This window comes from Streptomyces sp. NPDC085524 (assembly GCF_044541755.1).
GTDB lineage: Bacteria > Actinomycetota > Actinomycetes > Streptomycetales > Streptomycetaceae > Streptomyces.
Genome location: NZ_JBITTH010000010.1, coordinates 38,230 through 55,031 on the forward strand (window position 1 = coordinate 38,230; position 16,802 = coordinate 55,031).

Sequence of the window (16,802 nt, forward strand, 5' to 3'; positions counted from 1 at the left end):
ATTTCGCTGTTCATCCCGATGTCCTCTCAGGGCCGTGCAGCGGTGGCCGGGACCTGGGCCCCCGCCACCGCTGCTGCGTCGAATGGTGCACGGGGGCCTCTAGGAGAAGAGGTCCCTCACGAGCCCGCCCCAGTTGATGTTGGCCGCGACGCCGTCGGCGCCCTCGCCGGTGTCCTTGGGCCCGAGCGGGTCACGAACGACGGCGGGGGCCTGGAACGGCATCTGGGGAGCGGCGGGCAGCGCCGGCTTCTCCTCGTGCCGGATAATCGGCTCGTTCATCTTTCTCACCTTTCACCTGGTGACTGGCCGGCGATCGGTTTGCCGCCGGTGGCTTGTGCGCTGATTCCGCAACGGTGATCTCACAGCGCGTACGACCGCTGCGCGTAGCACATCTGTCGGGCAGGTCCCCAGAGTTCCGCGCAGCCGGAGCGGGCCGCCTGCACACCGTTGCCGTCGTGCCGCTCCTGCGGCTCTTGCGAAGGTTCGCGGCAGACCGGCGGAGCCTGAAGGGGGACTGCGTGAGGTGCCGGGGTTCTGGTGTTCGTGTCCATGGGGGCTCCTTGGCTTCGGCCGGCAGTCAGACGCTGCCGATGAATGTGTGGACCGGAGCGAGGCTGACGGGCAGCTCGTCGCTCACGTCGTAGGTGAACAGGTACGACACCGGCGCCCGTTGGTCGTTCTCCGGGTCGAAGAAGGTCAAGGTGACGTCCTGGCAATCCGAGCCGGGCCGGCAGAACGGGCTCTTGGAGACGGAGACGGTGTCCAGCGAGTAGAAGTTGTCGTTCCGACCGGGGACGTGCTCCGCGGAGAGGATGCCGCCCTGGATCTCGGCGCCTACCAGGAACGCGTTGGTGCCCGCTGCGTTCAGCGCTCGGTCGCCGGAACTCTGGCCGAGATTGCGGAACTTCCAGTAGATCTTGTCCAGCAGGGCGCGCACCGTGTCCTTGAGGAACGTCCCCTTCGGACCTTTGAACTCATCACGGACCTTCTTCTCGGCGGCGTCCTGTGCCGCTTGGCCTTTGTCGGCCACCTTCTTGCGCGCCTCCGCCACCTTCATGGTGACCACTGCGTCGAAGACGGCGTTGACCAGCACTGTCTCGTTCCAGGTGAACAGGCCGCGGCTCTTGACCTCGACCACGGGGACGACCTGGCCGGAGAACAGCCGGACAGTACGGTCCGTGAGGACTCCGGGGATCGAGACCCGGGAGATGAAGCCGATGTCCTTACTGTCCTTGGCCTGTCCGAGGAGTGCGTCCCGGAAGGTCCGGTAGATGACGGAGACCGGCGGGTACGAGAGCGTGGTGAGGAGTTCGGTGAGCTTCTCGTGGGTGGGATCGCCGGCGGCTTCGGCCGCGAACTCCTGCACCTTGTCCTCCGAGGCCTTGGGGTCCGTGATGATCGGCCGGGTCCAGTCCATGCCCACCGGCATCTCCGCCTCGAGGGCGTAGAGCGGGGTCGCGTCCGCGTTGAGCGTCCAGGTCAGCTTGTCCGAGGCCCACGGGTTCTTGGCCAGGTAGGCGTGGAGTTGTTTGGGGTCGTAGATGTTCGCCTGGTGCTCCTCTTCGGCATGTCCCTCCGTCGCGGGAATGACGATGTTCTGCATCTGCTGACGGAAGCTGTCCCTGCGGGCTTCGGTCTGGAAGTCGAAGCCGATGGTGCCGATCGCGTAGATCAACTGCTTCCCGGGGGTCGGTGCCGGGGCGGACGGGGTGGCACCGCCCCCGCTGGGCTGCCCGCCCGGATGCCCGCAGGTACCGCCGCATCCGGCGCAGGACGGGCAGACGCCGGTGTTCGCCGGGTAGGCGGCAGGTGCCGTATAGGCCACGGGCGTCGGATAGACCGCTGGCGACGTATAAGCCACGGGTGCCGTGTAGACGGGCGGTGTGGCGTAGGCGGGAGGTGCAGGAGGTGCAGGAGGTGCGGAAGGTGTGAAAGTTGCAGAAGGTGCAGGAGGGGCGGGAGATGCCGCGTCAGGGGGAGGTCCTGCCGGTTGCACTCCTGCCTGCACTGCAGGCTGCATCGCCGGAGGTGCGGGCGGCATGGGAGGCGGCGCGGGCCACGAGTCCGAGGTAGGAGGCACGGGAATCGGCGCCTCACCGGGAACGGGGACCTGCGCGGGCGCGACCTGTGAGGGCGCGGTCTGCACGGCGGGAACCGGCGTTCCGGCGCCCGCGGGTGCCTGGGACGTGGCTGCGGGCACGGCCTCGGACGGTTCCGCGGCCTGTGCGTTTACGGCGTGCGTGTCCATGACGATGGCTCTCTCTTTCTCTTCGGTGTGCGTCGGACCGTGAGCGCCGGATACCGGCCTTCCCGTCCCGCCGACCAATGCGAAGGCTCCGGCCGCGTTCAGTCGGCCGCCGAGCAGCCTGCGGCACTGGGGCGCGTCGTCCGGGGCACAGGGCGGACGGACCGCGGACTCGAGTACGGCACGACCCGCGGCAAGCGGGTCGGCCTTGCGGCCCTCGGCCAACTGCCGTGCCACCAGCAGCGCCACGACCCCGGTGACTGCAGGGGCGGCGAAGCTGCTGCCCGTCAGCGAGGCGAGTGAGCCGCCGGGGGCGGCGCCCTGGATGTTCTCTCCGGGCGCCAGTACTCCGTTCAGCCGGTGCGCGGCGCCCCAGTTGTTGATGTCCAGCGGCGCGCCGGTGGCGTCGGCCGCTCCCACGGCGAGCACGGACGGCGTGGCGGCGGGGGCTTGCAGGCAGTCGCACCCGTCGTTCCCGACGGCCGCGACCACCAGCACCCCGTTCTCCTCGCACAGCCGGAGCGCCCGCGCCAGCATGCTGTCCGGCGCGCCATCGGGGGTGCGCTCTCCGCCGCTGATGTTGATGACGTGGGCCCCCGCCTCCACGGCCTGCTCCAAGGCCCGCGCCAGGTCCAGCTGGGGCACGCGTGTCGCTCGGCCGTCCGGGGAATCCCGGAACACCGGCAGCAGCAGGCCGGTGCAGTGCGGCACCAGACCGGGCGCCGGTGTCCCGACCTGCCCGAAGAGCAGGCTCGTTACGTGAGTGCCGTGCAGAGACATCAGGCCCGGACCGGCCGGATCCGACACCAGAGTGGGCAGTCGGGTGAGGGCCGATCCCGCGAAACAGGGGTGTGCCAGGTCCACCGGGCCGTCGAGGACGGCCACCCGAACCTCGGGGCTGCCGAGGAGCTCTCGTTCCCCGGCCATTCCTCGCACAACCGACCGGATGTCCATGTGGAACCTCCGTGTGGCGACGTATCGCGATGTACTCCGATGCGGGTCGACGCCGCGGACGACGTGCCCACCCAGAGGTGTCCCACCGGCGCGTTCCGGGGTTGTGCCGCCATGTGGCGGAGGGTGTGCGGCAGTCGTCAAGGAGACGTTCGGGGACCCGTCGCCAGGCGTTGCAGAAACGTTCCTGCCTTATGGATCCGGCACGTGCGTGTGCTGAGCGGAGGCATCACCGGTAAGGTGCCGGGACGTCGCCCCGGTTGCAGGCACATATGGCGTCGCCGACAGTGAGAGGCGTGTCGCAAGGACCACGTCTCGAAATCCTCGGTTCCTTCCAAGTCACCTGCGGAGGGCGGCGCATCGCCATATCCACTGGGGCTCAGCGGCTGCTGGCCCTTCTGGCTCTGCACCGCAAGGGCACGCACCGACGCTCAGCCGCTGAGCAGTTGTGGCCGGACTGCACGTGCTGCCGGGCAGCCGCCAATCTGCGCTCCGCGCTCTGCCGGGCCAGGAGGATCGGGTCGGCTCCTGTCATCGACATCGCCGATCACAGCCTCGCGCTCGCCCCTTCCCTCTCGGTCGACTTCCACGACGGGTGCGACTCGGCCCGCCGCATCGTGGCCGGCGACGTCGCCGCCCGGGACGGGGACCGGCTGGTGGCAGACCTCAGCCAGGCCCTGCTCCCCGGCTGGGACGACGAGTGGCTGATCCTCGAGCGCGAGCGCTGGGACCAGCTACGGCTGTATGCCCTGGAAGCACTGGCTCAGCGCTTCCAGAGCGAGGGCCGTCACCTGTCCGCGCTGCAGACGTCGCTTGCTGCCATCTGCATCGACCCGCTGCGCGAGACTCCGCACCGGATCGCCGTCGAGGTGCACCTGGCGGAGGGCAACGTGGCCTGCGCGGTCAAGAGGTACCAGGAGTACCGGCGGTTGCTGCAAGTGGAGTTGAAGGTTGCCCCTTCGCCCCTGCTCACGCGCCTCGTCTGTGACCTGCCGCGGACGTAGGCGGGCGCGTCTTCCCCCCGAGTGTCCGCGGTGACCGGGTTGCCGGTGATCGATGCCACGCCTCCGTACCGCTCCAGGGCCGTACGGAGGCGCAGCAGGGCTGTCCGCGGCTCGCTCCGCCTCCCCGATGCCGCAGCCGTAGGGCGCAGGGAGCTCACCCGACCCGGAAGAGGGAGAAGGCCGCGGTGGTCGGCTCAACCCGGTCCGACCGCCCACTGCCCGATCTGCGGCGATTCCGGTAGGTTCTTCGTCCGGCTGCCGTTGAGCTTGGCGATACCGTGGCGGATCGCCGTCGCGTCGACCTGAACGCCGTCTCGGCTCGCTCTCCGAATGTCGTCGACGACGGCTCGGGGCGAGACAGGATCGTCGAGGAGCCGAGTGACACCCGACAGGCGGTCGCAGAAGGCCTCCCGCTCCTCGTCGTACTGCTTGAAGTATTCCGGAGCGAATACGGCGACCTGAGCATCCACGGATGCACATCCCTGCGCCGTGTAGGTCACGAGCTCATCGTCGTCGCCGGGTGCCCCGTCCCTGGCGACCCTGGCGGTTTCGGTCACGACGAACGACACGCCGAATGACGGGTTGGCGGCGTTCTCGCTGGTCAGTTCGAGCCAGAGGACCCCACGGGGCGGCCATTCGGCGCCACGGTCCGGCACGGGATGGAGCGCTGAATGCGCCGATCTGGTCCTGGCCCGCAGGCCCTTTGCGTGGCCGCCCGGTGGAGCGTGGAATCGGCCGTCCCACCGCAGCTTCTTGACACCGAGGCCGTCCGGCGTCTGCCAGTCGGGTCGCGGACACCGGGCGCAGGACCTGGCAGGGCCAGATGGCGACCGGCTCGTCGAACGCGGGTAGGGACGACTCCGAGAGCGGAAGCGCGCTCGCGAACACGCTTTCCGGCTGGCCCGCCAACCACGGGGTGCAGTAGACCTGGTCGCCGCCCGCCATCCAGCTACGGAGTGGGGCTCTGCGACAGCATGGTGCAGGTGTCGGGGTGGAACGGGAGGTGGTTCGCCTCGGGTGTGCCGTGGCCGAAGCCCACGGTGCGGGCGAAAGCCTCTGGACTTCTGAAGCTGATCGGCACTCGCGCCGCCTTGCCCCTGTATCGCTCGCCATCAGGATTACGCACCGTGTTCGCCCAGGACGGCACATTGCGCGCGTACTGGCGCAGAACCGTGAACCATGTCGAGAGGTGTGTCGGCTGACGCTCGGCACGTCGGCGCAGGACGAGGTCTGCAACGCACTGCCCCCGCCTCCCGGACGTCACCAGGATCAGCCCCACGGTCGTCACCGTGTACGGCCGCGGCATCGGCCTGGCGGCGGTGACCACGGTCAGAGTGCCCCTGACCGCCCACGTCGCGTCGGGCTCCGGCAGGACTTGGGCACCGCCATGGCCGCGGCCGCACTGGTTGCCATGACGGCGCGCACGGCCTCGCGTAGGCGCTCCCGCAGGCTCGCCGCGACCCGTTGAGTACGATCACACCATTCTCCGAGTACGCGAGCGGATGCCGGCCGCGCCCGGCGCCGGAAGGGTGGGCGGATGCGCCGACTGCTCCTGCTCGCCCCGCTGTTGCTGTTCACCGCCGCCTGCGGGGTGGTGCAGTCCTCCGATGACGAGGCGACGGACGCCGCACGGGAGGTGGCACGCACCGCGGGCGAGCGGCTCTACAGCCAGCGTCCGCGCACGGCGGAGGAGGTCGGGCGGTCCGCGTCGGGTATCGACGGGGTCGAAGTGCTGCGAGTGACCGGTACCTCGACACGCGACGGGGACGGTGTGCACGTGGTCGTCCGCACGTCCGGGTCGGCGTACAGCGGATGGATCGACGCCGAGGAACTCGCCGTGCGGCGCTGCTTCGTGGTCCGCGTGTCGCCCAAGTCGCAGTGGCGTGAGGATCCCCGTGACGTGGACTGCCCGGACGGTCCTCCTCTCACCTTCGCCCCGCCTCCCGAACCGCCCAGGCTCCCGTATGAGGAGCTCCGCTCGAATCTCCCCCGTGTGCCGGCGGGCGGTGGGGTGGACGAGGCCGAGGTTCGCCGCACGGTCGCCGCCCTGGACATGGATCCGGCGATCCGCACCGAAGTGAAGGCGGACGGCGGCCGGGTCGGCGTTCTCCTGTCGGTGAAGGGCAACAACTTCGACGCGCAGGACTGCCTTCTCGCCCGCGTGGCCCCCGGAGCCACCGAGGTGTGGGTGCCGTCCCGGATCCAGCGGATGCCCGGAGAAGGCGGCTGCACCGTCGCCAACGCACTGGACCCGCTGCCGCCACCGCACTGAACCGGGGGCCGGCTCCATCAGGCCGCAGGCCCGTGTGCCACATCACGACCGGTCGGTGCCGGGTGGATCCGGCCGTGCCCCGTGCGATCGGCGCGAGCGGTGTCAAAGGCGTCGTACCGCCGTCAGGACGCTGTTCGCGGCGTCCTCCGTCGCCATGTGCCGTGAGGCGGCCGCGGCGGCGGTCGTGTACGCCCGGTCGTGCACGGCGGCGGTGAGTGCCGCGGCGAGGTTCTCGGGGGTCAGGGAGTCGAAGGGGAGGGCGGCCGGGGCGGCGCCGATCGTGGTGAGCCGTGCGGCCCAGAACGGCTGGTCCGCGGCGACCGGCACGGTGACGGACGGGACCCCGGCGCGCAGTGCCGCCGCGGAGGTCCCGGCCCCGGCGTGGTGGACGACGGCGGCGAGCCGCGGGAACAGCAGGGCGTGCGGTACGTCGCCGATGGTCAGTACGTCGTCCCCGCCCCCGCCGGCGGCGAGTCCGGCGCTGCCGGACTGGAGGACGCCGCGCAGACCGGCCCGCCTCAGGGCCCGTACCGCGATGCCGCCGAGGCGTTCCCCGTGGCCGGAGGCCATGCTGCCGAAGCCGATGAGGACGGGCGGCGGACCGGCCGTCAGGAAGGCCTCCAGGTCCGCGGGCAGCCGGCTTCCCGGATCGACGTACGGCCACCAGGATCCGGCCACCGACAGGTGGTCCGCCCAGTCCGAGGGGCGCGGCAGCAGCGCCGTGCTGAAGCCGTGCAGGACGGGCCGGCGGGCCTTCTCCTGCCGACGGCGCGCGTGCGCGGGGGTGAGCGGCGGCAGGTCCAGGTGTGCGCGCAGCCGTGCCACGGCCGGAGCGTAGATGCGGTCGGTCATGCGCAGGGCGAACCGCCCGGCGGCGCGGTTGCCGGTCCGGCCCAGCGAGCGGGTGCCGGCGACGGGCGGGGCGAAGTCCCCGGTCGGGGCGGTGGGCTGCAGGTACACGCCCAGCCCCGGTATCCCGGTGGCCTCGGTGACGTGCCAGCCCAGCGGGGCGGTGGTCGTGGACAGCAGGAGCAGGTCCGTGCCCGGATCCACGGCGGCGGCGAAGCCCTCGCCCAGGTCGCTGAGGAACGCGGCGGCGGCCCGCACCAGTGCGCGCTGCCCGCGTACGTCGCCATGGGCCCGGGGGTCCGCCGGCAGCGGCCGGAAGGCCAGACCGGCCTCCTCGGCCAGGGGTGCGAACGACTCCGTGGCGGCGAGTGCGACCTCGTGCCCGGCGGCGCGCAGGGCGGCGCCCAGTCCGGTGTAGGGCGCGACATCACCGCGCGAGCCGGCGGTGGCGATCAGGATCTTCATCGGTGGTTCCCGTTCGTGGCTGTTGTTCGGTGTGGACGCGGCGGGACGCGTTGGCGTGCACCGCCTCGGCCAGGTATGCGGCCAGGCCCGGGCGCTGCCGCGACTGCGACGGCGGGACGACGAGGGCGAAGGCCCGCGGGTCGGCGGCGAAGTCGTCGGCGATCCGCCGGTGCATCTGCGCAGGGCAGGGCGTGAACCAGCGGGTGATGTGCAGCCGGTGTCCTTCGGCGACGTCCATGGCCCGCTCGCCGTCCGCCGGTTCGCCGTCGTCGTGGACGGCGAGGAACTCTTCGCGCCAGGCGGCGGCTTCGCCCATGAGCCGGCGCCAGTCCTCCTTGCTGTGGGCACCGGCCCGTGCCATCGCTTCCCGGTGGCCTTCCGAGTCGTGCCATTTCATCTGTGCTTCGGTGGCGTAGCTGAGGTCGAAGGCGATCTCACCGAAGACCTCGAAGCGTTCCCCGGGCGTCAGGGACACCCCGGTCTGCTGGACCTCGATCGCCCGCTCGGCCACCTCGGTCAGCTGCTGCAGCCGGGCGATCTCCCTGACGAGTTGGCCCTGCCGTGCCCTCAGGTGTGCCAGGGCATTGGCCTGGGGGTCCCGGAGGATCTCGGCGATCTCCTCCAGGGGGAAGCCCAGCTCGCGGTAGAAGAGGATCTGCTGGAGCCGGGCGAGGTCGGCGTCGTCGTAACGGCGGTACCCGGCCGGGCTGCGGTCACCGGGTGACAGCAGCCCGGCCTTGTCGTAGTGGTGCAGCGTGCGCACGGTCACCCCGGCGAAGGCCGAGACCTGACCGACCGTATATCCCATGGAGCGGCCTTTCGTTCGTCGACAGCTTCAACCCTGACGCCGGGTGAGGGTCAACTGCCGGTGGGGCCCGCTGCCGTGGAACCGGAGTCGTGCCGACCGGCCGGCAGCTCCCGCGCTCACTCCCGCTGTCCCCGCATCGTCACCAGCCGGTGCATCGGTTCGGGATCCAGTGCCGGGTTCGCCGCGGCCACGCGGGCCGGTTCCCCCTCGTCGAGCAGTTCGGCCAGCCGTTGCTGCGGAAGGTTCGGGTGGCGGGTCAGCGCTGCTCGTACGGAAGGGTCCGGGTCCCGGGCGAGGCGTGCGACGGCCGCCGGCGCGGTGTGGGGGCCGCGGGCAGCTGGTCCCACATGCCGAAACCCCGGCGGCGGACCTTCGCCACCGGATGGGTGGGCATGGACCGGCGCAGGCTCCAGGAGTGACCCGGTCCTCGTGCCGGTCATCTCGAAGTCGGTCCGACCCAGCCCACCGGGCAGACCGGGCAGACCGGGCACTCCCGTTGACGTGGGCGCACGACAACCCCGTAACGGCTTCAGGAGACGGCGGAGCGGATCTCGTCCGCCAGGACCCGCGCCGCGCCGGCCGCCGGTCCCGCGACCAGGCGGGTGCGGGTGAGGCCGAAGGACAGCCCGCGCTCGCGGTCGGCGAAGGCGATGCTGCCGCCGCTGCCGTGGTGGCCGAAGGCAGCGGTTCCCCCGGCCGTCTCGGGCAGGCCGAGGAAATAGCCCAGCCCCTTCGTGTACCGGCCGAGCAGCATCCGGTCCTTCCCTTCGACGGCGACCCCCGCGGCGAGGGTGACGCGCTCCGGGGACAGCAGCCGTACCCCGTCCACCTCGCCGAGCAGCGCCGCGTACATCCGGGCCGCGGCGCGCGCGGTGGTGGTGCCGCAGGCGGGCAGGTCGGAGAGGAGGTAGGTGCGGCGGTTGGCGAGTTCGGCCGTGGTCCACACCTCGCGGTTCGGTACGACGAGGCGGCGGAAGGGGGCGTCGGGCGGGAGGGTGGCCAGCCAGGCGGCCCAGTTCCCCTCCACGAGGGTTGCGGCACGTGCGAGTTCGCTCGCGGGCAGGCCGAAGTAGAGCTCGTCGCCCACTCCGAGAGGTTCGCTCACGTACGTGCGCAGCGCCTCGGCCGGGGTCAGTCCGGTGATCCGGCGGACGGTCTCGCCGAGGATCCAGCCGAAGGTCCAGCCGTGGTAGCCGCTCGCGGAGCCCGGCTCCCACAGCGGCCGCGCCCCGGCGACGTGGGCGCACATGGTGTCCCAGTCGCACAGCTCGGCCGGGGTGACGTCGGGGGGCAGCTGCGGGATGCCGAGGGTGTGGGTCAGTGCGTGCCGTACGGTGGCCCGTTCCTTGCCCTGCGCCGCGAATTCCGGCCAGTAGTGGGCGATCGGGGTGTCGTAGTCGACGAGTCCGCGATCGGCGAGGACGTGGACGACGGTCGCGGTGAAGCCCTTGCCGGTCGAGAAGCTGTGGATCGGCGTGTCGGGGCCGAGGAGGCGCCCGGCGCCCCGATCGGCCCAGCCGGCGTACGCGTCGACGATCGGTTCGCCGTCCAGGTAGGCCGCGACCTGGAGGCCGCTTTCCGCCCCCGACTCCACCAGGTCGGCGAGGATGTTCTCGATTCGCCCCTGTACGTCCGCATTCGCCCTGCGATTCACAGGGGCATCATGCCACCAGGGCCGTGCGGCGGTCGCCGCACGGCCCTGGTGTCGCACTTCAGCCGTTTCGGCACGTCAGTGGTGAAACGGTTCCTCGCCCACGCGGGGTGGGCGGCGGAGATCGGGCGTCATGCTCAGGCGGGGGTGATGTTCTCCGCCTGCGGGCCCTTCTGGCCCTGCGTGATGTCGAACGTCACGGCCTGGCCCTCCTGGAGCTCACGGTAGCCGGTGGCGTTGATCGCGGAGTAGTGCGCGAAGACGTCCGGACCGCCGCCGTCCTGAGCGATGAAGCCGAAGCCCTTTTCGGAGTTGAACCACTTCACGGTTCCCGTAGCCATGTTCATGCCTTCCATTTGACGTACGTCTCCCACACCGCGTGGGAAACGGAGGTGATCGCCCTGGTCCTACGGCACAACACAGCAAAACTGCCCACACCGAATGGCGCGGGCAAGGCACTTGGAACCACGACAGCTACCCGTGAAGGTACACGTCTGCACGCACCGTCACCAGGGGGTTTGATCGCTCCTTGACGGCGGGTTGCGGATCCGGCCGGATCCGGCTCCTCCGCGCCCTCCCGGAGCGGCCGTCCGCCGTGTGACCGCACTCACACGAACTTCCCGGCATACCGTGTCGACCGGATCCCCGGCGCCGGGCGTATGCCTGTTGAGAGGGACACATGGATTCGGGAGCGATTTCTTGACCGTCGAGGAGTTCGAGGAGTTCTACGCGCAGGCGGCGGGACGGCTCACAGGGCAGTTGTACGTGATGCTCGGCGATCACCACGAGGCGCAGGACGTGGTGCAGGAGGCCTTCGTCAAGGGCTGGGGCCGACGGCGCCAGCTGGAGCGCGACGGCCGGCCCGAGGCATGGATCCGCACCGTCGCGTGGCGGCTCGCCGTGAGCCGCTGGCGGGTGCGGCGCCGCAGCGCCGACGCCTGGCGGCGCACCGAGCCCGCGGGCCACGTGGAGGGGCCGGGGCCCGAGGAGGTGGCCCTCGTGCAGGCACTGCGGCAGTTGCCGCCGAAACAGCGCCGGACCATGGCGCTGCACTACCTGTGCGATCTGACCGTCGAACAGATCGCCGCCGAGACCTCGCTGTCCGCGAGCACGGTCAAGACCCACCTGTCCCGGGGCCGGGCCGCCCTAGCCCGCGAGCTCCAGGACCCGCGCCCGGAGGAGGCTCCCGATGCCTGACCCGTACGACCACGACCCGCTGCGCTCCCTGTTCCGGGAAGCGGCCGCCGCCGGGCGCTCCCGCGCCTCCCTCCCTCCTGTGTCCGCCATCGCCGTGCGCGGGGAGAAGGCCCGGCGGCGCCGGATCGCCGGCTTCGCGCTCGCCTGCTGCCTCGTCCTCGGCGCTTCCGGCGCGGCCGTCGCCGCGTTCCTGCCGCGCGACGCGGGGCCGGGCCTCCCGGCGACCACTCCCCCTCCGCTGGCACCGTCCCCCGCACCGAACCAGTCCCCTCCGCCCACGACGGGGACGACCACCGCGCCCACCCGGACGGCGTACCCGCCCGCGTCCAACACCTCGCCGGCCTCCCCGCCGCCCACCTCGACGGTCAGCTCGACGCCCACGTCGACGGCCACCTCGACGCCCTTCCCCCCGTAACCCTGCGGCAGCGACCGCACCGCCACCGGCCCGGACCTCGGCACCCCGACCCCGGCCGGCGGTTCCGCACACCCCACAGCCGATCAGGAGATCCCGTATGCCCGTTTCCGCCCCGCCCCGGCCGGCGGTCGCACCCGGCCCGCCCGCCTCCGCGCCGTGCGCGCCGGCAGCCCCGTACCGGAGGTGGCGGCCCGGGCCGGACGACCGCGAGGTGCTCTGGCTGTACGTGCTCACGCGCGTGGGGATCTGGACCACCGCGGGTGCCGTCCGCTGGCTCTTCCCCGCCGACGGGGACCGGGCGGTGCGGCCCGGCTCCCTGTTCTCCCCCTGGGAGCGCTGGGACTGGTCGCACTACCTCCGCATAGCCCAGGACGGCTACTTCCCGGGCGGAGCGGGCCCGTGGACGGCCGGCTGGGACAACCGGGAGGCCTTCCTGCCCGGCTTCCCGCTCGCCCTGCGCGCCGTCCACGCCGTCGTGCCGCACTGGGCCGCGGCGGGAGCGCTGATCTCCTTCCTCGCGGGCGGTGTGGCCGTCCTGGCGCTGGCGCGCATCGCCCGCCACCACCTGCGGGACGCGGAGGCGGGGCGGCGTACGGTCCTGTTCCTCCTGCTCTCGCCCTGCGCCGTGTTCCTCGCCGCCGGATACACCGAGGCGCTGTTCCTCGCGCTGGCCCTGCCCGCCTGGCTGGCGGCGCAGCGCCGCAACTGGCCCGCGGCGGCGGCGCTGGCGTGCCTGGCGTCGTCGGTGCGCGCCACGGGGCTGTTCCTGCTGGCGGCGCTGGTGCTCCTCTTCGCCACCACGGCACGGAGCCGGCGCGAGTGGCGGTCGGCCCCCTGGCTGCTGCTTCCCGCGCTCGCGCCGGCCGCGTACAGCTGGTTCCTGCATGCGCGGACCGGGGACTGGAGCGCCTGGAAGCACGCCCAGGAACGCGGCTGGTACCGGGACTTCCACACGCCGTGGGAGGCCTGGACCAACACCTGGAACGCCGCGTTCCACCACGTCCAGCCCACCGGGTACGCGCTGATGTGGCAGGCCGAGCTGGTGGCGATGCTGGTCGGCATCGCGCTCGTGGTCCCGCTCGTGCGGCGCCGCCAGTGGCCCGAGGCCCTCTACGTCGCCCTGACCCTGTGGGCCCTGGGGACCTCGTACTGGTACACCTCCATCCCCCGTTCCACGCTGCTGTGGTGGCCGCTGTGGATCGCCCTGGCGGGCTGGAGCCTGCGCCGTCCGGGCCTGCGGACCGCGTACGTGTGCATCGCGGGCCCGTTGTCCACGCTGGTGGCCGTCACCTTCCTGACGGGGCGCTGGGCGGGCTGAGCCGGGAGGGCGACGGCGGGAGGAGGCCGTGGTCCCGGGCGTAGAGGGCGGCCTGCGTGCGGTCGCGCAGGCCGAGGCGGGACAGGACGCGGGAGATGTGGTTCTTGACCGTGCCCTCGCTGAGGAAGAGCCGGGCCGCGATCTCCCGGTTGGTGGAACCCGTCGCGACCAGGCGCAGTACGTCCGTCTCGCGCTCGGTCAGGGCCGGCGGGCCCGCCGGGGCGGCTCCCGGCTCCGGCGGCTCCACGGGCGCCGGCCGGCCGGAGTTGGCGGCCAGGCGGCGGGCCACCGACGCGTCGAGCTGGGCGACTCCGGCGTGTGCCAGCCGTACGGCGGCGGCCAGTTCGGCCGAGGGCAGGTTCTTGAGGAGGTAGCCGACGGCTCCCGCGGCGAGGGCCTGGACCACGTACTCGTCGTCGTCGAAGGTCGTCAGCATGATCACCCGGCAGTCGGGGGCGCGGCGGCCGATCTCTCCGACCGCGGTGACGCCGTCCATGACCGGCATCCGCACGTCCATGAGGATCACGTCGGGGCGGTCGGCGAGCGCCGCCTCGACGGCCTGACGTCCGTCCGGGACCGCGCCGGTCACGGTGATGCCGGGCTGGATGCCGAGCAGCGAGGCGATCCCCTCGCGGACGAGCTGCTGGTCGTCCGCGACCAGCACCCGTACGTCGGGACGCGCGGGTGCGGTCATCGGCCTGCCTCCCCCGCCGCCGGAGCCGGAACGCGGGGCACGCACGCGGTGACGACGGTGCCGCGGCCGGGTCCGGTGGCGACTTCGACCCTGCCGCCCAGCAGGGCCAGGCGTTCGCTCATCGCACGCAGGCCGAATCCGCCCGCACCGGCCGCTTCGCCCGGGCGGGCGTCCGGGCGGGCGTCCGGGCGGGCGTCCGGGCGGAAGCCTCTGCCGTCGTCGGCGACGACCAGCCGGGCTTCGTGCTCCCCGTACTCCGCCGAGAGCCTGACCTGCGTCGCGCCCGCATGGCGGCGTACGTTGGTGAGCCCCTCCTGCGCCGCGCGGTACAGGGCGGTGAGCGCTTCGGTGCGGTGGCCCTGCTCGTCTCCGGAGAGTTCGAGCGTGACCGCCGGCGGTCCTGCGTCGGCGTGGCGCACCAGGTCGGCGAGGGCCGCGGAGAGCGAGAAGGGTTCGGGCCCGTCCTCGTCGCGCATGGCGCGGACCGACTGGCGGACGTCGTCGAGTGCACGGTCCGCGGACCGGCGGGCGTAGGCGAGGGCCTGCCGCGCGGTGCCGGGGTCGCGCTCGTGGAAGGCCTCCGCCTTTTCCAGCTGGATGGCGATGGCGGTGAGGTGGTGGCCCCGGCCGTCGTGGAACTCCCGGGCGAGCCGGTTGCGTTCACGTACGGTCGACAGCCGCGCGACCCGGGCCGCGTAGCCGGTCAGCCGCTCGTGCGCGTCGCGCAGTTCGTCCAGGGTGTGCGTGAGCCGGTGGCGGGCCTCCTGTTCGCCCACGGCGACGCCGGCCATCGAGACGGCGAGGAGGAGGGCGAGGCCGGACATCAGCACGTCGGTGACCTCGGCCGGCCGGGCGTACCACCCGGGCGCCCAAAGGGTGTTGGCCGTGAGGATCACCGCGGCGCAGGCCACCGCCAGCGCGACCCCCACCCGGCGGCCGAGGGCGAAGTAGGCGGTCAGCGGCAGCAGGACGAACAGGGCCCGCGACACCCCGGAACGGTCCAGGCCGCTCGCGGCGGCGAACAGCGCGAGGCGCAGGGCGAGCAGGGCGAGGGCCGGACGCAGCGGTGTGCGGTGCGGGTAGCGCCGGTGCTCCGCGCGGTCGAGGGCCGCCAGGAGCAGCAGGCAGCCGGTGAATCCGCCGAGCACGAGCGGGTCCGCCGGTCCGGCCCCGACGATGCCCGCGTAGAGGCCCCCGGCGAGGACGACCGCGTGGACGAGGGGCGGCAGCCACGGAAGGGGGCGGGCGGGCCCTGGAGGCGGGTGCGGCGGCGCGGTCATGGGGTCCCTCCCGTGGGTTCGGCTGCCCCGAACGATACGTGCGCCCACGGGTGGCCGGATCGCGGTGCGACGGGACGTGACGAACCTTGGCCGGAGGTCATGTGCCGTTCGGCCGGGCGCCTGCCGCCCGGTGTGGCCGCTCGGCATCTGGGGCCCGACGACCGGGTGTTCATAGCCTCGGAGGGCCGGACGACAGCGGGTCTCCGGCGCCCTCCGAGACGAGAACACAGGGATGCCTCTGATGAGAATCGCCCGACCGGTCGCCGCCACCGCCGCGACGCTGCTGGCCGTGCTGATCGGCCCCGCCGGTGCGAGCGCGGCGCCCACGCCGGCCGCCCCGCCGGCGTGCACGGCGCGGGTACCCGGCGCCACGTACGTGACCGGCGCCTGCCTGGCCGACCTGACCACCGCCGGAACCGCGCTCAGTGGACACACCGACCCGAAGGACTGGGCCGGTCTGGAGGCGCCCGGCGCCGTCAACCCGTCGGGGGTCAAGGGGGTGCAGCTGGACGGCTACTTCCCCGACACCTCGACCACCAACACCACCCACGGCTGGAACCACGACAGCCAGTTCGTCATCCGGCTCCCCGACCACTGGAACGGCGGTCTGGTCGTCGCCGGCCCGCCGGGGGTGCGCGAGCAGTACGCCAACGACCGCCTGATCTCCGACCACGTGCTCGCGCAGGGGTACGCCTACGCGGCGACCGACAAGGGGAACACGGGCCCGCAGATCTACACCGACGGCAGACGGCCGGGCGACGCCGTCGCCGAATGGCACCAGCGCGTCACCGAGTTGACGGTGGCCGCGAAGCGGACGGCCGCGCAGCACTACGGCCGCGCGCCCGTGAGCACGTACATGGCGGGCGCCTCGGCCGGCGGCTACCTGGTGCGGTGGCAGCTGGAGAACCGGCCGGAGCTCTACACGGGCGGCGTGGAACTGCACGGCCTGCTGTTCACCCCGGACAGCCCCAACATCCTGGACACCGCCCCCGCCGCGCTGCGCGCCTATCCGCGCGTCGTGGCCGGCGAGCCGGGCGCTCTCGACGAGATGTACGCCGCCGGGTACCCGGCCGAGTCCAGGCCGATGTGGCAGTGGCACTACGACAACCTGTGGGACTCCCTCCAGCGCACCGTGCGCGAGGAGATCGACCCCGGGTACGACGGCGACCGGCAGGCCGGCGTCCCTTTCTGCAAGCCGGGCCTGGAAAAGGGCTGCGACACCGACTACGTCTACGCCGACCGGCCGCAGCGCGTGCACAGGACGGTCGAACGGCTGTCCCTGACGGGGCGGATCGGCCGGCCGCTCATCACCGTCCAGGGCACGCTCGACGCCCTCCTGCCGATCAGCAGGAGCGGTGACGTCTACGCGAGGATGGTCGAGGACTCCGGGCGCGGCGGTCTGCACCGCTACTACCGGATCACCGGCGGTTCGCACGCCGACGGGCTCGCCGGGCCGTTCAAGGACCTCGTGCGGCCGATGTCGCCGTGCCTGCGGACGGCGTTCGACGCGATGACCGCGTGGACGGGCCCGGGCGGCACGCTCCCGCCGCCGAGCCGTACGGTACCGAGGCCCGCGCCGGGGACCGACGCCGTCAACGCGTGCTCGCTCTGAACGGGCCCCCGGCCGGGGGTTCGAGGGGGACGCCGGCTCCG

General features: G+C 72.5%; 17 protein-coding genes. 6 read left to right on the top strand and 11 right to left on the bottom strand.

Annotation, left to right across the window (positions count from 1 at the left end; all coding sequences use genetic code 11):
- Positions 1 to 99 precede the first annotated feature (99 nt).
- Positions 100 to 279 carry a hypothetical protein gene (locus tag ACIGFK_RS17110; protein ID WP_376658973.1) on the bottom strand — a complete coding sequence of 60 codons (180 nt, stop codon included), beginning with the start codon at positions 277 to 279 and terminating at the stop codon, positions 100 to 102.
- Positions 280 to 577: 298 nt separating this feature from the next.
- On the bottom strand, positions 578 to 3,172 hold the full coding sequence (locus tag ACIGFK_RS17115; protein WP_400052412.1) for a S8 family serine peptidase: 2,595 nt from the start codon (positions 3,170 to 3,172) through the stop codon (positions 578 to 580).
- A gap of 320 nt (positions 3,173 to 3,492) precedes the next feature.
- On the opposite strand from ACIGFK_RS17115, the gene ACIGFK_RS17120 reads away from it, so the two are divergent.
- Complete coding sequence (locus ACIGFK_RS17120) at positions 3,493 to 4,200, top strand: BTAD domain-containing putative transcriptional regulator (protein WP_386469327.1); 708 nt, start codon at positions 3,493 to 3,495, stop codon at positions 4,198 to 4,200.
- A 194-nt stretch (positions 4,201 to 4,394) separates the two neighbouring features.
- Here the strand turns inward: ACIGFK_RS17120 and ACIGFK_RS17125 are convergent, their stop codons facing one another.
- Together ACIGFK_RS17125 and ACIGFK_RS17130 are read right to left on the bottom strand one after the other, a co-directional pair.
- Positions 4,395 to 4,856: a hypothetical protein gene (locus ACIGFK_RS17125; RefSeq protein ID WP_400052414.1), complete on the bottom strand. Its 462-nt coding sequence runs from the start codon at positions 4,854 to 4,856 to the stop codon at positions 4,395 to 4,397.
- A gap of 293 nt (positions 4,857 to 5,149) precedes the next feature.
- A complete protein-coding gene (locus ACIGFK_RS17130) occupies positions 5,150 to 5,527 on the bottom strand; it encodes a hypothetical protein (protein WP_400052416.1) in 378 nt (125 codons plus the stop codon).
- A gap of 210 nt (positions 5,528 to 5,737) precedes the next feature.
- On the opposite strand from ACIGFK_RS17130, the gene ACIGFK_RS17135 reads away from it, so the two are divergent.
- Positions 5,738 to 6,472: a translation initiation factor IF-2 gene (locus tag ACIGFK_RS17135; protein ID WP_400052418.1), complete on the top strand. Its 735-nt coding sequence runs from the start codon at positions 5,738 to 5,740 to the stop codon at positions 6,470 to 6,472.
- A gap of 102 nt (positions 6,473 to 6,574) precedes the next feature.
- Here the strand turns inward: ACIGFK_RS17135 and ACIGFK_RS17140 are convergent, their stop codons facing one another.
- The 5 genes from ACIGFK_RS17140 to ACIGFK_RS17160 all read right to left on the bottom strand — a co-directional run bounded on the left by ACIGFK_RS17140 (position 6,575) and on the right by ACIGFK_RS17160 (position 10,586).
- Positions 6,575 to 7,786 (bottom strand): glycosyltransferase, encoded by a 1,212-nt coding sequence (locus ACIGFK_RS17140; RefSeq protein WP_376658978.1) that lies wholly within the window; start codon positions 7,784 to 7,786, stop codon positions 6,575 to 6,577.
- On the bottom strand, positions 7,749 to 8,594 hold the full coding sequence (locus ACIGFK_RS17145) for a MerR family transcriptional regulator (protein ID WP_376658979.1): 846 nt from the start codon (positions 8,592 to 8,594) through the stop codon (positions 7,749 to 7,751). The genes ACIGFK_RS17140 and ACIGFK_RS17145 overlap by 38 nt, the downstream gene beginning before the upstream one ends.
- Positions 8,595 to 8,710: 116 nt before the next feature.
- A complete protein-coding gene (locus ACIGFK_RS17150) occupies positions 8,711 to 8,941 on the bottom strand; it encodes a hypothetical protein (protein ID WP_400052420.1) in 231 nt (76 codons plus the stop codon).
- Positions 8,942 to 9,123: 182 nt separating this feature from the next.
- Positions 9,124 to 10,248, bottom strand: coding sequence for a serine hydrolase domain-containing protein (locus ACIGFK_RS17155; protein WP_400052422.1), 1,125 nt, complete (start codon positions 10,246 to 10,248; stop codon positions 9,124 to 9,126).
- A 134-nt stretch (positions 10,249 to 10,382) separates the two neighbouring features.
- Positions 10,383 to 10,586, bottom strand: coding sequence for a cold-shock protein (locus ACIGFK_RS17160; RefSeq protein ID WP_030036890.1), 204 nt, complete (start codon positions 10,584 to 10,586; stop codon positions 10,383 to 10,385).
- Between the two features lie 358 nt (positions 10,587 to 10,944).
- Here ACIGFK_RS17160 and ACIGFK_RS17165 point away from each other — a divergent pair, with 358 nt between their 5' ends.
- From ACIGFK_RS17165 to ACIGFK_RS17175, 3 genes are all read left to right on the top strand, one after another.
- The gene (locus ACIGFK_RS17165) at positions 10,945 to 11,442 is read left to right on the top strand and encodes a SigE family RNA polymerase sigma factor (RefSeq protein WP_376659248.1); all 498 of its coding nucleotides are present in this window, start codon (positions 10,945 to 10,947) and stop codon (positions 11,440 to 11,442) included.
- Complete coding sequence (locus ACIGFK_RS17170; protein WP_376659249.1) at positions 11,435 to 11,857, top strand: hypothetical protein; 423 nt, start codon at positions 11,435 to 11,437, stop codon at positions 11,855 to 11,857. Before ACIGFK_RS17165 ends, ACIGFK_RS17170 begins: the two co-directional genes overlap by 8 nt.
- A 97-nt stretch (positions 11,858 to 11,954) precedes the next feature.
- The gene (locus ACIGFK_RS17175; protein ID WP_400052424.1) at positions 11,955 to 13,175 is read left to right on the top strand and encodes a mannosyltransferase family protein; all 1,221 of its coding nucleotides are present in this window, start codon (positions 11,955 to 11,957) and stop codon (positions 13,173 to 13,175) included.
- Here the strand turns inward: ACIGFK_RS17175 and ACIGFK_RS17180 are convergent.
- Together ACIGFK_RS17180 and ACIGFK_RS17185 are read right to left on the bottom strand one after the other, a co-directional pair.
- The gene (locus ACIGFK_RS17180; RefSeq protein WP_376659251.1) at positions 13,144 to 13,869 is read right to left on the bottom strand and encodes a response regulator; all 726 of its coding nucleotides are present in this window, start codon (positions 13,867 to 13,869) and stop codon (positions 13,144 to 13,146) included. The two genes, ACIGFK_RS17175 and ACIGFK_RS17180, sit on opposite strands and share 32 nt — an antisense overlap.
- On the bottom strand, positions 13,866 to 15,149 hold the full coding sequence (locus ACIGFK_RS17185; RefSeq protein WP_400052426.1) for a sensor histidine kinase: 1,284 nt from the start codon (positions 15,147 to 15,149) through the stop codon (positions 13,866 to 13,868). Before ACIGFK_RS17185 ends, ACIGFK_RS17180 begins: the two co-directional genes overlap by 4 nt.
- A gap of 241 nt (positions 15,150 to 15,390) precedes the next feature.
- Between ACIGFK_RS17185 and ACIGFK_RS17190 the strand changes: the two genes are divergently transcribed.
- Positions 15,391 to 16,761, top strand: coding sequence for a tannase/feruloyl esterase family alpha/beta hydrolase (locus ACIGFK_RS17190; protein WP_376659253.1), 1,371 nt, complete (start codon positions 15,391 to 15,393; stop codon positions 16,759 to 16,761).
- Positions 16,762 to 16,802 lie beyond the last annotated feature (41 nt).

Coding starts and splice junctions, on each gene's coding strand:
- ACIGFK_RS17110 (WP_376658973.1), bottom strand. CDS start 279: ATGAACGAGCCGATTATCCGGCACGAGGAGAAGCCGGCGCTGCCCGCC.
- ACIGFK_RS17115 (WP_400052412.1), bottom strand. CDS start 3,172: ATGGCCGGGGAACGAGAGCTCCTCGGCAGCCCCGAGGTTCGGGTGGCC.
- ACIGFK_RS17135 (WP_400052418.1), top strand. CDS start 5,738: ATGCGCCGACTGCTCCTGCTCGCCCCGCTGTTGCTGTTCACCGCCGCC.
- ACIGFK_RS17140 (WP_376658978.1), bottom strand. CDS start 7,786: ATGAAGATCCTGATCGCCACCGCCGGCTCGCGCGGTGATGTCGCGCCC.
- ACIGFK_RS17145 (WP_376658979.1), bottom strand. CDS start 8,594: ATGGGATATACGGTCGGTCAGGTCTCGGCCTTCGCCGGGGTGACCGTG.
- ACIGFK_RS17160 (WP_030036890.1), bottom strand. CDS start 10,586: ATGGCTACGGGAACCGTGAAGTGGTTCAACTCCGAAAAGGGCTTCGGC.
- ACIGFK_RS17170 (WP_376659249.1), top strand. CDS start 11,435: ATGCCTGACCCGTACGACCACGACCCGCTGCGCTCCCTGTTCCGGGAA.
- ACIGFK_RS17175 (WP_400052424.1), top strand. CDS start 11,955: ATGCCCGTTTCCGCCCCGCCCCGGCCGGCGGTCGCACCCGGCCCGCCC.
- ACIGFK_RS17180 (WP_376659251.1), bottom strand. CDS start 13,869: ATGACCGCACCCGCGCGTCCCGACGTACGGGTGCTGGTCGCGGACGAC.
- ACIGFK_RS17185 (WP_400052426.1), bottom strand. CDS start 15,149: ATGACCGCGCCGCCGCACCCGCCTCCAGGGCCCGCCCGCCCCCTTCCG.
- ACIGFK_RS17190 (WP_376659253.1), top strand. CDS start 15,391: ATGAGAATCGCCCGACCGGTCGCCGCCACCGCCGCGACGCTGCTGGCC.